Origin of the sequence: Variovorax sp. YR634, from assembly GCF_900106655.1 — a bacterium.
Lineage (GTDB): Bacteria > Pseudomonadota > Gammaproteobacteria > Burkholderiales > Burkholderiaceae_C > Variovorax.
On sequence record NZ_FNOL01000001.1, the window covers coordinates 752,701 to 767,505 of the forward strand.

A 14,805-nucleotide genomic window follows, 5' to 3' on the forward strand; every position below is an offset into this window, starting at 1 on the left:
TGTATGGCCTACACTCCAGAGCCAAGAATGGAGCTAGTGATTGATCCATGATCGCCGAGAAGACCAGTCCCGTATCGCCCCTGGACCCCGCAGCGGCCGAGCCCTACTACCGGCAGATCTACGAGCGGTTTCGCAATGCCATCTCCAGCGGATTGCTCAAGCCCGGCGACCGGATACCCGCCGCCCGCGCACTGGCCAAGGAATTGGGCCTGGCAAGAGGAACGATCGAAGCCGCGTACTCCTTGCTGGTCGCCGAGGGATACATCCAGGCACGTGGCCAGGCCGGGACCATCGTGGCGCCGGGTCTCAAGCCGCAAACGCCAGTGGCCATTCCGGAGTCTCCGCTCGACAAGAGAATTTCTTCGATCGGTTTCCGGCCGGATTCGATTCTTCCGTTTCAAATGGGGCTGCCCGCCCTCGACGAATTCCCTCGAAAGATATGGGCCCGCCTGGGTGCGCGCTGCGTGCGTGCCATGCAGCCATCCGACATGGCGCATCCTTCCATCTACGGGTTGCCAAAGCTGCGTGCCGAAATCGCCGCGTATCTGCAGGTGTCGCGTGGCATCAACTGCGCTGCATCGCAGGTGTTCGTGACCTCGGGATACCGCCACACCATCGAGCTGATCGGCCTCGCCTTGCTGAAGGCGGGAGACCGCGTCTGGCTCGAAGACCCGGGCTACCCGCCCACGCGGGAGCTGCTCGCGCACATGCAAATCGCGGCTGTCCCGGTGCGTGTAGACCAGGAGGGCATGGTCGTTTCCGAGGGCATCAAGTCGGCGCCGCGCGCGCGTGCAGCCGTGGTTACGCCGGCGCACCAGAGTCCGCTGGGCGTGTCGTTGTCCTTGCCCCGGCGCCAGGCGCTGCTCGACTGGGCCGGACGGCACAACGCGTGGATCGTCGAGGACGACTACGACGGCGAATACCGCTATGTCAGCCGACCTTTGCCTGCGCTGAAGAGCCTGGACCGCGACGGACGCGTGCTCTATGCGGGCACCTTCAGCAAGGTGCTTTTTCCGAGCATCCGGCTGGCCTATCTCGTCGTGCCGGAGTCGCAGGTCGAGCGCTTCGAGCAGATCATCCAGACCTTCGCCGGGGGCAGTCCCGAACTGACGCAAGCCATCGTCACCGCCTTCATCACGGAGGGGCACTTCGCGCGGCATATCCAGCGGATGCGCAGGCTCTATGCCGAGCGTCGCGAGGCGACCAGCGCGGGCTTGCAGAGCGTGCTCGGGCAGCACGTGCGAATCGACGCGCAACCCGGTGGCATGCATCTCATCTTGCGGTTGCAAGGCCGGCAATCGGATCGCGAGCTCGTGGCGCGCATGCGGGAAGAGGGCCTGTACGCGGAGGCATTGTCAGACTGGACGAAGGAGGGCGAGGGCGCTTCGGCCCTGCTCGTCAACTTCACGAACATCGATTCCCGGCGCACCGCCGAGAAGCTCGGAAAGCGCATCCTGAGCCTGATGTGATCTGGAAGATCATGGCCCAGTATCGAATGCCATTCATGGATCTTCTGGGCTAGACCAAGATTCGACACCATGGAGTCCTTTCCAACCAGTACATACAAGGACTCTTCATGAGCAATCGCATCGACTACGCAAAGATTTCGCCCGAGGTCTACAAGGCTTTCGGAGGGGTGTACATGGCCGTCCAGAAAAGCGGCTTGCCCAAGCAACTGGTCGATCTCGTCTACCTGCGGGTTTCGCAGATCAACGGCTGCGCCTATTGCATCGACATGCATTCGCGCGACCTGCTCAAGTCCGGCCTGGCGGTCGACAAGCTCGTGCTGGTTCCGGTGTGGCACGACGCGGGCGACGTCTTCAGCCGCCGCGAACAGGTCGCGCTCGCCTGGGCAGAAACCGTGACGCGCGTCGCTGAAACCGGCGTTCCCGATGCTGACTACGAAGCCGCTGCCGCCGAGTTCAGCGACAAGGAACTGGCCGACCTCAGCTACGCGATCGGCCTGATGAACGCCTTCAACCGCTTCGGCATCACGTTCCGCTCGACGCCCGCTGCCACTGCCGCCGCTGCCAAGGCCTGAACGCCATGGCATGGGCATTGCTCGGCGTTGCCGGCGTTCTTGAAATCGTCTTCGCCTTTGCGATGAAGTCGTCCGAAGGTTTCACGCGGCTGGTGCCCGCGCTGTTCACGGTCGCTGCCGGCCTGTCGAGCGTGGTGCTTCTTTCGCTCTCGCTGCGGACATTGCCGATGGGGACGGGCTACGCGGTGTGGACCGGCATCGGCGCCGCGGGCACCGCGATCGTGGGCATGGTGGTGCTGGGCGATTCGGCCGCGCCGATGCGGCTGCTGTGCATTGCGCTCATCCTGACCGGCGTGATCGGGCTCAAGCTGGTCACCACCAGCTGAGAAGGAGGCAGGTTGCGCTCAGGCCCGCAAGGCCTGCCCGATCTGCAGCGCCGACCCGAAGGCCAGCGTGAAGCCCAGCGCGCCGTGGCCCGTGTTGAACAGCATGTTCGACGGCGCGCTCTCCAGCCGGCCGATGATCGGCAATCCTTTCGGCGTGGCGGGCCGCATGCCTGTCCACGGGTGCAGTTCCTCGAGCCGGCTTGCATGCGGGAAGAGGGCACGCGTCGCCGTTGCCAGCGTCTCGATGCGCGTCGCAGGAATGCTTGCGTCGTGCCCCACCAGCTCGGCCATGCCCGCCACGCGCAGGCGCGAGCCGATGCGTGCGAACACCACCTTGCGTGCGCTGTCGGTCACGTTCACGTGCGGCGCGGCGCCGGGCGACGGATCGACCTCCACGGTAATGCTGTAGCCCTTGAGCGGATACACCGGTAGATAGGCCCCCAGCGCACGGCCCAGCTTGTGCGAGGCAGAGCCCAGCGCCATCACGAAGGCATCGGCCTCCACGTCGCCTTCGCTGGTGTGCACGGCCGCGATGCGGTTCTCGCTGCGCGCAAAGCCATGCACGTCGGCACCGAGCATGAAGCGCACGCCGCGCTCGCTCAATGCCCGCATGAGCTCGGTGCACACCTTGAGGCAGTCGGCCGCGCATTCGCTCGGCGTGTGCACGGCGCCCGCCATCTGGCCGCGGTAGCTGGCAAGCGCGGGCTCGATGGCGATGCATTCGTCAGGCGTTACCAGGCGCTGCTCGCTGCCCATGGCGCGCTGCAGTTCGAGCTGCGCGCGCGCACCTTCGAGCGATGCAGAGCTGGCGTACAGCACCAGCTTGCCGGTGGCCGAGAAATCGCAATCGGGTGCGATATCGGCGCGCATCGCCTCGAACTCCGTACGGCTCGATGCGGCCAGCGCCAGCAGCCTAGCCGTCGTGTCGCGCGAAGTCTGCGCGTTGCAGGCCGCGAGAAAGGCCATGCCCCAGCGCCATTGCAGCGGGTCGAGCTGCGGCTGCAGCTTGAGCGGCGATGTGGGCGACAGCAGCAGCTTGGGCAACTGCTTCCAGATCGACGGGTCGGCCAGCGGCTGCACGTACGAGTAGCTGAGCTGCGCGCCATTGCCGCCGCTCGCACCCGCGCCAGGGGCGGCGCGGTCGATCACGGTGACCTGATGGCCCTGGCGTTCGAGCTGCCAGGCGGTGGCCAGGCCCACGATGCCGGCACCGAGCACACACACATGCATGGAGGCAACTTTCCGGAGATTGAGAACTTGAGCCGTGACTGTAGGCGCGCGCGGCTCCGGCCGGAAATGCCAAAAGAACCCCCGCCCATAACCTTTGGGCATGGGCCGGCTTTCAATTGGAATTGTTGTTTTGTTTCGCTGCTTCTTAAACTGGCCGCATGTTCAGTCCAACCGAATGAAGGCTCGCATGAAACTCCCCGTCCTCATGGCTTCCATGGCCGCAACGGTGCTCTTCAGCGCCACTGGCGCGCAGGCTGCCGACACGCTGGCCAAGATCGCCGAGTCCGGCAAGATCACGCTCTCTTATCGCGAGTCGTCGGTGCCCTTCAGCTATCTCGACGGCCCCAACAAGCCGATCGGGTTCTCGGTCGAACTCTCCAACGCCGTGGTCGAGGCGGTGAAGAAAAAACTGAACAAGCCCAACCTGCAGGTCGCGCTCATGCCCGTCACCTCGCAGAACCGTATTCCGCTGATCACCAACGGCACGGTTGACCTGGAGTGCGGCTCCACCACCAACAACACCGCGCGCGGCAAGGACGTGGCTTTTGCCATCAACCACTTCTATACCGGCACGCGCCTGCTGGTGAAGAAGTCTTCGAAGATCAGGAACTACGCCGACCTCGCGAAGAAGACCGTGGCCAGCACCACCGGCACTACCAACGCACTGGTAATGCGCAAGTACAACACCGAGAAGAACCTCGGCATGGACATCGTGCTCGGCAAGGACCACGCCGATTCGTTCCTGCTGGTCGAGAGCGACCGTGCGGTGGCCTTCGCCATGGACGACATCCTGCTGTTCGGCCTGATCGCCAACGCCAAGACGCCGGCCGACTTCGAGGTGGTGGGCGATTCCCTGCAGGTCGAGCCCTATGCCTGCATGCTGCCCAAGGACGACCCGGCCTTCAAGAAGCTGGTCGACGACACCTTCGCCGGCCTGATGAAGAGCGGCGAGTTCGAGAAGCTCTACAACAAGTGGTTCATGCAGCCGATCCCGCCGAAGAACGTGCCGCTGAACCTGCCGATGAGCCCGCAGCTGAAAGAGAACCTGAAAGCTCTCAGCGACAAGCCCGCGACCTGATCCAGGCGCGACGAGAAGATAAGAAAAGGACATGGCAGTGACGCAGGTGGTCGGCATTCTTGGAGGCATGGGCCCCGCGGCGGGCGCCGACTTCGTACGGCTCTTCGTGCTGGCCTGCGCGCAGCAGATGCGTGCGCGTGGCGAGCCGGTGCGCGACCAGTCCTTTCCCGAACACTGGCTCGCGCAGGTGCCGGTGCCCGACCGTACCGACGCACTGGCTTCGGCAGAACAGGGCGCACACCAGCCGCTGGAGCCGATGCTGCAGGCGCTGGGCCGGCTGGCCGCGCTCGGCAGCCGGGCCGTGGCCATCGCCTGCAATACCGCGCATGCATGGCACGCCAACCTGCAGGAGCGCTTTCCGCAGGTCGAACTGCTGCACATGGCGCGCGAAACCGCGCAACAGCTGGCCGGGCAGGGCACGACCAGCGTCGCGCTGATGGCTACCGAGGGCACCTACCGCGTGCGCCTCTACGAACAGGCGCTGGCCGAAGCGGGCCTGGGCTGCCACGTGCCGACGCCGGCGGAGCGCCACACCATCACGCGCGGCATCTTCGACGGCGTGAAGGCCGGCAACATGCAGCTCGCCGAGCAATGCTTTTCCGATGTGGCGCTGCGGCTGGCCGAGCGCCATGGCCCCGTCACCATCATCATGGGCTGTACCGAAGTGCCGCTGGGTCTGCAGGGTTCGGCCGCGGTGGCGGGCCTCGACCTCGTCGACCCCGCGCAGGTACTGGCCGCGGCGCTGGCCCGGCGGGCCTACCAACCCCACTGAAACCAGGGGACATAGAGGCAGGAGTCGATTTCGCCTACATTGCGGCGTGCGTTTTTGATAGCGCAACGCCCCTTGTCCGACGATCCAACTGGAGCCCTTCCCATGCCCCTCGACGACAGCCGTTCCGACTTCGATTCGCTTCGCCCCGGCGAGAGCACCGAGCAGGGCGCCACGCGCCGCACTGCACTCAAGGCCGCCATCGGCGTGGGCTATGCCGCCGCCGTGCTGCCGGTGGCCGCGCAGACTGCCATCAGCACCTCGGCCGAAGGCCTGAAGGCCGGCCCGATCAAGTACACCGTCAACGGCTTCGATGTGCCCGCCTACGCTGCGGCACCCGCCGGAAAGACCGGCCTGCCGGTGATTCTGGTGATCCAGGAAATCTTCGGCGTGCACGAGTACATCGCCGACACCTGCCGCCGCTTCGCCCAGCTCGGCTACCTGGCCATCGCGCCAGAGCTATATGCGCGCCAGGGTGACCCGCGCGGCTACACCGACATTCCCAAGCTGCAGGCCGACATCGTCAGCAAGGTGCCCGACGCACAGGTGCTGGGCGACCTCGACGGTGCGCTGGCATATGCCAAGGCCAACGGCGGCGACACCAGCAAGGCCGGCATCACCGGCTTCTGCTGGGGCGGGCGCATCGTGTGGCTGTATGCCGCCACCGGCAAGGTCAAGGCGGGCGTGGCGTGGTACGGCCGGCTGGTCGGGCAGCCCAGCGAACTGGCGCCGAAGCACCCCATCGACATCGCCGCCAGCCTGCAGGCGCCGGTGCTTGGCCTGTACGGCGGAAAAGACCAGGGGATCCCCCTTGACACGGTTGATAAGATGAAAGCAGCTCTGGCCACTGGAACCCCGGCGGCCAAGGCGTCGAGCTTCGTCGTGTACCCCGAAGCAGGCCACGCATTCCATGCCGACTACCGCCCCAGCTATGTCAAGAGCGCGGCGGACGACGGCTGGCAACGTGCCACGGCCTGGTTCAAAGCCAATGGCGTCGCTTGAACGCGGCGCCCTGTAGCCACCCCCGCCGAAGGCCGTCGAATGACGGCCTTTTCTCTTTTTATGAACGGACAACGGCCTTGTTGAAACAGTTTCAGCGGCCGCTCCTCTTGCGCAAGCAGCTATGAATTTGATAGTCATCATCGCGGCGACCCTGGTTGCCGGTATCGGAAGCGTCTGGCTCGCGGCCCTCCTGCTGAAGGTGGGCGTGCGCAGCGGCTCGGGCGGCGTGAACCCGCAGCATCTGCTGAGCCTGGCAGCTGGTGCGCTGCTTGCCACGGCGTTCATGCATCTGCTGCCCGAGGCGTTCGAGAGCCGCATCGAGCCCGCGCTGCTGTTCGCGGTGCTGTTGTTCGGGCTGGTGTTCTTCTTCCTGCTCGACAAGGCCGAGTTGTGGCACCACGGGCACGAACATCACCATGGCGACGAGAAGAGCGCGCACGAGGGGCACGACCATGACCACGGGCACTCGCATGGCCACACGCACGACCACGGCCCCCGAACCGGTGGCTGGGCCGTGCTCACAGGCGACAGCGTGCACTGCTTCGGCGACGGCATCCTGATCGCCTCGGCCTTCACCGCCGACCTGCGCCTGGGCCTGGTTGCTGCCATCGCGGTGCTGGCGCACGAAATTCCGCACCACATCGGCGACCTCGTCGTGCTGCGCCAGAGCTCCGCCAACCAGCGCGCGGCGCTGGTGAAGGTGTCGCTCGCCGGCACCATGACCGCGCTGGGCGGCATCGCGGGCTGGTGGCTGGTCGACCAGCTGCACAGCTGGCTGCCGTACTTCCTGGTGCTGGCCGGCAGCAGTTTTGTCTACGTGGCGCTGGCCGACCTGATTCCGCAGCTGCAGAAGCGCCTGCCAGCACGCCAGACCGCCGCGCAGATCCTGTGGCTGGCCGCGGGCATCGTGCTGGTCACGCTAGTGAGCCGGCTGGCGCATGGCGAGCATGGGCACGACCACGGCCACGACGACCCGGGCCACGGGGAGCACGGCCACGTGCACAAGGACTGACGGTCGGTCAGCCGGTTAGCGAATCCCGCGGGAAACTTTCCGACACCGACGCTGCGCGCCGGATGAACCGGAACGGCCGAAACAGGCGCACCATAGGGGGTCTGTCAGAAATCAGCCGAGGAACCGATCATGAACACCATCGACGCCACCGCGCGATCCGCCTCGCCCGCCGAAGACGATGAGGACGACACGCCCGCCGATGACTTCGAGGAGCAGGACAGCGACGTGTCCGACGACCTGTCGGAGGAAACGGGCATCGATCTCACCGATGCGAGCGAACTCGATGCCGACAACGTGCCGGCCGACGAAGAGTTCGACCGCGTGATGAACGCTCCGGACTGAGCCTGCTCAAGCCATTCAGGCAGTCTCGCGCCGCGTGATCACCTGTCCGTTGCGCACCCCGCAGTGCGACCCATCGCGCCAGGTCACGGCGCCATTCACGATCACCGCATCGATGCCCTCTGCCGGCTGCATCGGCGTTTCGTAGTTCGCGGTGTCGCGCACCGTCGCGGCGTTGAAGATCACCACGTCGGCATGGTGGCCTGGCTTCAGCGTGCCGCGCTCGTGCAGGCCGAAGTTGCGCGCCGTGAGCCCCGTCATCTTCCACACTGCCGTCTCCAGAGGGAACAGGCCGATGTCGCGGCTGTAGTGGCCCAGCACGCGCGGAAAGGTGCCCCACAGGCGCGGATGCGGCTTCTCGCCCAGCGGAATGCCGTCCGAGCCGATCATGGTCTCGTCGAACGCGAGGATGCGCTGCACGTCGTCCTCGTCCATCATGAAATAGATCGCGCTGCCGGGCTGCAGCCGCCTGGCCGCCTCTTCGCCCGACACGCCCCATCCGGCTGCAATGTCTTTCAAGTCGCGGCCTGCGCATTCAGGGTGCGGCACGCTCGATGCTATGAGCACGCGGCCTTCCATCATTCCGCGGTCGGTGCGGATCATGGTGGAGCCGGCCGTGTAGGGGTAGCAGTCGAGCCCGATGCACTGGTGCTGCATCGCTTCCTTGATGAACGGCAGCGTGACTTTCGTCTTGCCGAAGTTCTGCGTGTTCTGCACCTTGTGGTGCGACACCACGACCGGAATGTCGAGCGCGCGGCCGATGTGGAAGGTTTCTTCCAGCGACTCCATCACGCGGTCGCTCTCGTCGCGCATGTGGGTCACGTACAGCGCCTTGCGCGAACTGAGCGGGCGGCCGACTTCGATGATCTCCTCGGTCGTCGCCTTCACGGCCGGCGGATAGAAAGTGCCGGTCGACAGGCCGATGGCGCCGGCCTGCATCGCCTCTTCGACCAGCGCCTGCATGGCCGCGATCTCGATGTCGTTGGCGGGGCGGTCGAGGTCGGCCATGACCACGGCGCGCAAGGTCGAATGGCCCACCATCGCCGCCACGTTCACCGATGAGGGCGTGGCGCGCAGCGCATCGAGGTACGCCGCGAAGGTGGTGAAGCGGCCTTCCGCCGGCGAGTCGAGCAGGCTCAGCGGCATCGGCAGGTCCATGTCGGCGCGCAGCGGTGCGGCGCTGATGCCGCAGTTGCCCGCCACCACCGTGGTCACGCCCTGCGACACCTTGAATGGCATCTGCGCCTGCGACAGCACGGCCTGGTCGTCGTGCGTGTGCGAGTCGATGAAGCCAGGCGCGACGATGCGGCCGGCGGCGTCGAGCGTCTGTTCGGCCGTGTGGCCCGCGAGCTTGCCGATGGCGGCGATGCGGCCGTTCACGATGCCGATGTCGGCATCGAAGCGCGGCGCCTTGGTGCCGTCGATGACAGTGCCGCCGCGGATCAGCAGGTCGTAGTGGGGAGGTTTTTCGGACATGGAAAGATCCTTTCTTTCTTCTTCAGCGGAAATGGCAGGCAACCCAGTGACTGCCGTTCGCGGACGACGGCCGCTCGCTCAACTCGGGCGTCTTCTCCTTGCACACGGCCTGCGCCATCGGGCAACGCGTGTGGAAGCGGCAGCCCGAAGGCGGGTTGGCGGGGCTCGGCGGATCGCCCTGCAGCAGCATGCGGCGTGCGGGCGTGCGTGGATTGGGCACGGGCACGGCCGACAGAAGAATCTCGGTGTACGGATGCAGCGGCGAAGAGAACAGCGTGTCGCGGTCGGCAATCTCCACGATGTGCCCGAGGTACATCACTGCCACGCGATGGCTGATGTGCCGCACCACCGCAAGGTCGTGCGCCACGAAGAGATACGCGATACCGAACTCGGCCTGCAGGTCCATCAGCAGGTTGACCACCTGCGCCTGCACCGACACGTCGAGCGCCGACACCGGCTCGTCGCACACGATCAGCTTCGGGTTCAGCGCCAATGCACGCGCAATGCCCAGCCGTTGCCGCTGTCCGCCCGAGAACTCGTGCGGAAACTTCTTCGCCGCCTCGGGCCGTAGCCCGACGCGCGAGAACAGCCACTGCACGCGCTCGCGCCGTTCCGCTGCCATGCCCATGCCGAAGTTTCGCAGCGGCTCGGCCACGATGTCTCCGGCTGTGAGGCGCGGGTTCAGCGAGGCATACGGGTCCTGAAAAATAATCTGCAGCTGCCGCCGGCGCATACGCATGTCTTCGGCGGACAGCGTCAGCAGCTCTTCGCCTTCGAGCTCCACCGAGCCCGAGGTCGGCTCGACCAGCCGCATGACCGACTTGGCCGTGGTCGTCTTGCCGCAGCCCGATTCGCCGACCAGCGACAGCGTTTCGCCGCGCGCAACAGAGAACGACACACCGTCGACCGCCTGGATCGAAGGCCTGGCCGGCCGCAGCCAGCGCTTGGGCGAGATGTAGTGCTTGCGCAGGTTGCGCACCTGCAGCAGTGGCGTTGCAGCGGTCGTCGTCATGCAGCCATCTCCTCGGTACCTGCCCAGTGTTCTTCGACTGCAAAGCACGCCACCACATGGTCGCCGCCCTGCTGCACGAGCTGCGGCGTCTCGATGCGGCAGCGTTCGCGCGCATGGCTGCAGCGCGCCGCAAAGGCGCAGCCGCGCCCCAGTTCGTGTGCGGCCGGCACCAGCCCCGGAATCTCGGTGAGCCGCGTGCTCGCAGTGTTCATCGCGGGCATCGAGGCCATCAGAGCACGCGTGTAGGGGTGCAGCGGGCGGTCGAACAGATCGATCACGTCTGCCTCTTCCACCTTCTTGCCGGCATACATCACGACCACGCGATCGCAGCTTTCGGCCACCACGCCGAGGTCGTGCGTGATCATCACCACGCCCATGCCCAGCTCCTTCTGCAGGCGCTTGACGAGGTCGAGGATCTGCGCCTGGATCGTCACGTCGAGCGCCGTCGTCGGCTCGTCGGCGATCAGCACCTCGGGGTTGCAGGCCAGGGCCAGCGCGATCATCACGCGCTGGCGCATGCCGCCCGAGAGCTGGTGCGGGTACTCGTTCACGCGTCGCTCGGGCTCGGGGATCTGCACCACGCGCAGCATTTCGACTGCGCGCTTCATCGCATCGGCGCGGCTGGCCTTCTGGTGCAGCTGCACGGTCTCGGCGATCTGCCGGCCCACGGTGAGCACCGGGTTCAGCGATGTCATCGGCTCCTGGAAGATCATCGAGATGCGGTTGCCGCGAATCTGCCGCATCTCGCGTTCGCTGAGCTGCATCAGGTCGGTGCCGCGCAGCCGCACCGCGCCCATGTGGCGTCCGGGCGGTGTAGGCACCAGCCGCAGGATCGACAGCGCCGTCACGCTCTTGCCGCAGCCCGATTCGCCGACCACGCCGAGCGTGCGGCCTGCGCGCACCGTGTACGAAACCCCGTCGACCGACCGCACCACGCCCGCCAGCGTGTGGAAGTGCGTGCGCAGGTTGTCGACTTCGAGCAGAGGCTCGCCGGGGGCGAGGGCGGTGTGGGACATGGTGATCGTCATGACATGTCCTTCACAGCTGCCGTGCCAGGCGCGGGTCCAGCGCATCGCGCAGGCCGTCGCCCAGCAGGTTGATCGCCAGCACCGTCGCCGCCAGCAGCAGCCCCGGGTACAGGATGATGTGGAACGCCACCGTCACGAAGTTGCGCCCCTCGGCCATCATGTTGCCCCAGCTCGGCGTCTGCGAGGGCACGCCCACGCCGAGGAATGAGAGCGCGGCCTCGGTCAGCACGGCGGCCGCCGCCACGAAGGTCGCCTGCACCACCAACGGCGCCACGATGTTCGGCAGCACGTGGCGCACCAGGATCACCGGCAGCCGCGTGCCTACCGCGTGTGCTGCCTCCACGAACAACTGCTCGCGCAGCGTGAGCGCGAGCGATCGCACCAGCCGCACCACGCGCGGAATCTCGGGCACCGTGATGGCCACGATCACCGTCGCGAGGCTGGCGCGCGTCACCGCCATGAGCGCGATGGCCAGCAGGATGCCGGGGATGGCCATGAGCCCGTCCATCACCCGCATGATCGGACCGTCCGCCCAGCGCACGAAGCCCGACACCAGTCCGAGCGCAATGCCGAAGAAGGTGGCCAGCACCGCGACCGCGGCGCCCACGATCATCGACACGCGCCCGCCCCACACGGCGCGGCTGAATACGTCGCGGCCCAGCGCATCGGTGCCGAACCAGTGCTCGCCGGAGGGCGGCTGCATGCGCGCGAGCGGGTCGATGTCCTGCGGATCGTGCGTGGCGATCCACGGCGCGGCGATGGAGAGAATGGCCACCGCAATCAGCAGCAGCGCACCGATGATCAGCGTCGGGTGCTTGCGCACCCAGCGCCAGCGCGGCGGCACGAAAGGGGCTTCGTCGTCGGCCGCGGCGTCGGGTGTCTGGATGGTGTTCAAGGGAAGGACCGTGGACATTGCGTGGGGTTCTTCTTCATCAGTACTGGATGCGCGGGTCGAACAGGCGGTAGCTCAGGTCGATCAGCAGGTTGATCAGCACATACACCCCCGCCGAGAGCAGCAGCACGCTCTGGATCACCGGGTAGTCGTGCCGCTGCACCGAATCGATCACGAGCCGGCCCACGCCCGGAATGGCGAACACCGTTTCGGTGACGACAACGCCGCCGATCAGCAGCGCGATGCCCGCGCCGACGGTGGTTGCGATGGGAATGGCCGCGTTGCGCAGCGCATGCCCCAGCACCGGCAGCACGCCCAGGCCCTTGGCGCGCGCGGTGCGGATGTAGTCCTCGTGCAGCACTTCGAGCACGGTGGCGCGCGTCATGCGCGTCACCAGAGCGATGTACACCAGCGCCAGGTTCACGCAGGGCAGCACCAGCGACCGCAGCCACTCGCCCGGGCCCTCAGCAAAGTGCACATAGCCCTGCACCGGAAACCACGGCAGCTGGACCGCGAAGCTGTAGACCAGCAGGTAGCCGACGAGGAACACAGGCACCGAGAAGGCCAGCACCGCGAACAGCATCACCAGCCGGTCGATCCAGCTGCCCGCGCGATGCGCCGCGAGCGTGCCCAGCGGCACCGACACCACCAGCGTGATGAGCATGGTCAGCGCGGCGATCGACACCGTCGGCTCCAGCCGCTGCCCCAGCAGCTGCGCCACCGGCATCTGCGTGAATATCGAGGTGCCGAGGTCGCCGGTGAACAGCTTGCCGACCCACAGCGCGAACTGTTGCCACAGCGGCAGGTTCAGGCCGAGCGCGGCGCGCAGCTTCTCGATGTCCTCGGTGGTTGCAAGGTCGCCCGCGATGAGCGCGGCCGGGTCGCCCGGCGACAGGTGGATCAGCAGGAACACCACCACGGCCACCACCGCCATGACGGGGAGCGTCGAGAGAAAGCGTCGAACGATGTAGCCCATGGCGATGCCTTGTGCTGGCGCTTCGTCTTACTTGTCGAGTACCCAGACCGTCGGCAGGCCGGCCCAGAGTTTGTCCAGCCCCTTGAGGCTGGCGCGCGCGGCGAACGCGGCCGAGTACTGGCCCGCGTTGATGTACGGCACGGCTTCGTAGGCGCGGCGCTGGAAGGCGTCGAGCAGCTCCTTGCGCTTGGCCGGCACAGTCTCTTTCAGCCATGCGGTGCGCAGCTTGTCGAGCGGCTTGTCGCAGGGCCAGCCGGGCAGCGTGTTGCCGCACGCCGCGCCCAGGTAGGCGTTGGCGATGGGCGAGTTGGCGTCGAATTCGCCGGCCACGGTGACGTACATGTTCCAGCCGCCCGCGTCGGCCGCGTCGCGCTTGGCACGGCGCGCGCCGATGGAGGCCCAGTCCATGCTCTGCGCATCGACGTTCAGGCCGATGCTCTTCATGGTCTGCGCGGCCATCAGCGCCTCGGCGTTGAGGTAGGGCACGTCGCTGGGCACCATCAGCACCACCTTTTCGCCCTTGTAGCCGGAGGCTGCGAGCAACTGCTTGGCCTTGGCCACGTCGGCCTTGCGGTAGGGGTCGGCGCCGGCGGCCGTGTCGTTGGGGCTGCCGCAGATGAAGTAGGTGGCGCAGTAGGCCATGCGCATGTCCAGCGGGAAGCCCATGGCCGCCACGAAGCGTTCCTGGCTCACGGCCTGCAGCAGTGCCTGGCGCACCTTCGGGTTGTCGAAGGGCGGATGCAGCTGGTTCATCACCAGGAAGCCCTGGTAGGTGCCGAAGGCGCCGATCTTCACACTGGTGTCGGTGCGCAGCGGCGCGATGTAGTCGGGAGGCAGCTGTTCGATGAGGTCGACCTCGCCGCGCTTCAGGGCGGCCACCGCGCTGTTGGCGTCGGGCAGGTAGAGCCATTCGACGCGGTCGAAGCTGCTCTTCTTGCTGCCCGACAGGCCGCTCGGCGGTTCGCTGCGCGCCACGTAGTTGGGGTTGCGCACGAACACCGTCTTGTTGCCCGGCACCCACTCGTCGCGCTTGAAGATGAAGGGGCCTGAACCAAGCACCTCGGTCAGCGGCGCGGTGGCCGGCATCCTGGCCAGCCGCTCGGGCAGGATCACCGGCGGAAAGCCCGAGGGCTTGGCCAGTGCCTCGAGCACCATGCCGAAGGGCTCGTTGAGCGTGAGCGTGAAGCTGTGCGCATCGGTTGCCTTCCACTCGGCGCCGCTCGCCACCATCGCGCGGCCCAGGCTGTCGCGTGCCGCCCAGCGCTGCAGCGAGGCGATGGCGTCGGCCGAGGTGACGGCGCTGCCGTCGGAGAACTTGAGGCCCGGGCGCAGCGTGAAGCTCCACTGCTTGCCGTCTTTCGAGGTCGTGTACTTGTCGACCATTTGCGGCTGGGGCTTGCCGCTCGAATCCTGCGCGAACAGCGTGTCGTAGACCATGTAGCCGAAGTTGCGCGAGATGTACGCCGTGGTGAAGGTCGGGTCGAGGATCTTCAGGTCGGCGTGCGCCACCACCTTCAGCGTCTTGGGAGGCGGCGTCTGGGCGAACGCCGGGAGAGAAAGCACCAGGGCAGCGAGGGCGGCAAGCGTTCGTCGTTTCATCGTCGGTTCTCCGGTCGGGGGCGAA

General features: G+C 66.6%; 15 protein-coding genes. 8 read left to right on the forward strand and 7 right to left on the reverse strand.

Translation table 11 applies throughout. The features are described from left to right. Positions 1 to 47: 47 nt before the first annotated feature. The 3 genes from BLV60_RS03510 to BLV60_RS03520 all read left to right on the forward strand — a co-directional run bounded on the left by BLV60_RS03510 (position 48) and on the right by BLV60_RS03520 (position 2,367). Positions 48 to 1,469, forward strand: a complete 1,422-nt coding sequence (locus BLV60_RS03510) for a MocR-like pyridoxine biosynthesis transcription factor PdxR (RefSeq protein WP_093049890.1) — start codon at positions 48 to 50, stop codon at positions 1,467 to 1,469. A gap of 107 nt (positions 1,470 to 1,576) precedes the next feature. Further along, positions 1,577 to 2,041, forward strand: a complete 465-nt coding sequence (locus BLV60_RS03515; RefSeq protein ID WP_093049893.1) for a carboxymuconolactone decarboxylase family protein — start codon at positions 1,577 to 1,579, stop codon at positions 2,039 to 2,041. 5 nt (positions 2,042 to 2,046) lie between these two features. Further along, complete coding sequence (locus BLV60_RS03520) at positions 2,047 to 2,367, forward strand: DMT family transporter (protein WP_093049896.1); 321 nt, start codon at positions 2,047 to 2,049, stop codon at positions 2,365 to 2,367. Between the two features lie 18 nt (positions 2,368 to 2,385). Here the strand turns inward: BLV60_RS03520 and BLV60_RS03525 are convergent, their stop codons facing one another. Then, a complete protein-coding gene (locus BLV60_RS03525) occupies positions 2,386 to 3,597 on the reverse strand; it encodes a D-amino acid dehydrogenase (RefSeq protein WP_093049899.1) in 1,212 nt (403 codons plus the stop codon). Positions 3,598 to 3,784: 187 nt separating this feature from the next. Here BLV60_RS03525 and BLV60_RS03530 point away from each other — a divergent pair, with 187 nt between their 5' ends. The 5 genes from BLV60_RS03530 to BLV60_RS03550 all read left to right on the forward strand — a co-directional run bounded on the left by BLV60_RS03530 (position 3,785) and on the right by BLV60_RS03550 (position 7,800). Next, positions 3,785 to 4,675, forward strand: a complete 891-nt coding sequence (locus BLV60_RS03530; protein WP_093050403.1) for a transporter substrate-binding domain-containing protein — start codon at positions 3,785 to 3,787, stop codon at positions 4,673 to 4,675. Positions 4,676 to 4,706: 31 nt separating this feature from the next. Continuing rightward, positions 4,707 to 5,447: an aspartate/glutamate racemase family protein gene (locus tag BLV60_RS03535; RefSeq protein WP_093049902.1), complete on the forward strand. Its 741-nt coding sequence runs from the start codon at positions 4,707 to 4,709 to the stop codon at positions 5,445 to 5,447. Between the two features lie 102 nt (positions 5,448 to 5,549). Then, positions 5,550 to 6,446: a dienelactone hydrolase family protein gene (locus tag BLV60_RS03540; RefSeq protein ID WP_093049905.1), complete on the forward strand. Its 897-nt coding sequence runs from the start codon at positions 5,550 to 5,552 to the stop codon at positions 6,444 to 6,446. Positions 6,447 to 6,567: 121 nt separating this feature from the next. Beyond that, positions 6,568 to 7,458: a ZIP family metal transporter gene (locus tag BLV60_RS03545; RefSeq protein WP_093049908.1), complete on the forward strand. Its 891-nt coding sequence runs from the start codon at positions 6,568 to 6,570 to the stop codon at positions 7,456 to 7,458. 129 nt (positions 7,459 to 7,587) lie between these two features. Then, a complete protein-coding gene (locus BLV60_RS03550) occupies positions 7,588 to 7,800 on the forward strand; it encodes a hypothetical protein (RefSeq protein ID WP_093049911.1) in 213 nt (70 codons plus the stop codon). 15 nt (positions 7,801 to 7,815) lie between these two features. Here the strand turns inward: BLV60_RS03550 and BLV60_RS03555 are convergent, their stop codons facing one another. From BLV60_RS03555 to BLV60_RS03580, 6 genes are read right to left on the reverse strand one after another with little or no spacing between them, the layout of a single operon-like run. Further along, positions 7,816 to 9,273, reverse strand: coding sequence for an N-acyl-D-amino-acid deacylase family protein (locus tag BLV60_RS03555; RefSeq protein ID WP_093049914.1), 1,458 nt, complete (start codon positions 9,271 to 9,273; stop codon positions 7,816 to 7,818). Between the two features lie 22 nt (positions 9,274 to 9,295). Further along, positions 9,296 to 10,285 (reverse strand): ABC transporter ATP-binding protein, encoded by a 990-nt coding sequence (locus BLV60_RS03560; RefSeq protein ID WP_093049917.1) that lies wholly within the window; start codon positions 10,283 to 10,285, stop codon positions 9,296 to 9,298. Next, positions 10,282 to 11,313, reverse strand: a complete 1,032-nt coding sequence (locus BLV60_RS03565; RefSeq protein ID WP_093049920.1) for an ABC transporter ATP-binding protein — start codon at positions 11,311 to 11,313, stop codon at positions 10,282 to 10,284. Before BLV60_RS03565 ends, BLV60_RS03560 begins: the two co-directional genes overlap by 4 nt. Positions 11,314 to 11,323: 10 nt before the next feature. Continuing rightward, positions 11,324 to 12,226: an ABC transporter permease gene (locus tag BLV60_RS03570; protein WP_093049923.1), complete on the reverse strand. Its 903-nt coding sequence runs from the start codon at positions 12,224 to 12,226 to the stop codon at positions 11,324 to 11,326. Positions 12,227 to 12,245: 19 nt separating this feature from the next. Then, complete coding sequence (locus BLV60_RS03575; RefSeq protein ID WP_093049926.1) at positions 12,246 to 13,181, reverse strand: ABC transporter permease; 936 nt, start codon at positions 13,179 to 13,181, stop codon at positions 12,246 to 12,248. A 27-nt stretch (positions 13,182 to 13,208) separates the two neighbouring features. Further along, positions 13,209 to 14,780, reverse strand: coding sequence for an ABC transporter substrate-binding protein (locus tag BLV60_RS03580; protein WP_093049928.1), 1,572 nt, complete (start codon positions 14,778 to 14,780; stop codon positions 13,209 to 13,211). Positions 14,781 to 14,805: the final 25 nt, after the last annotated feature.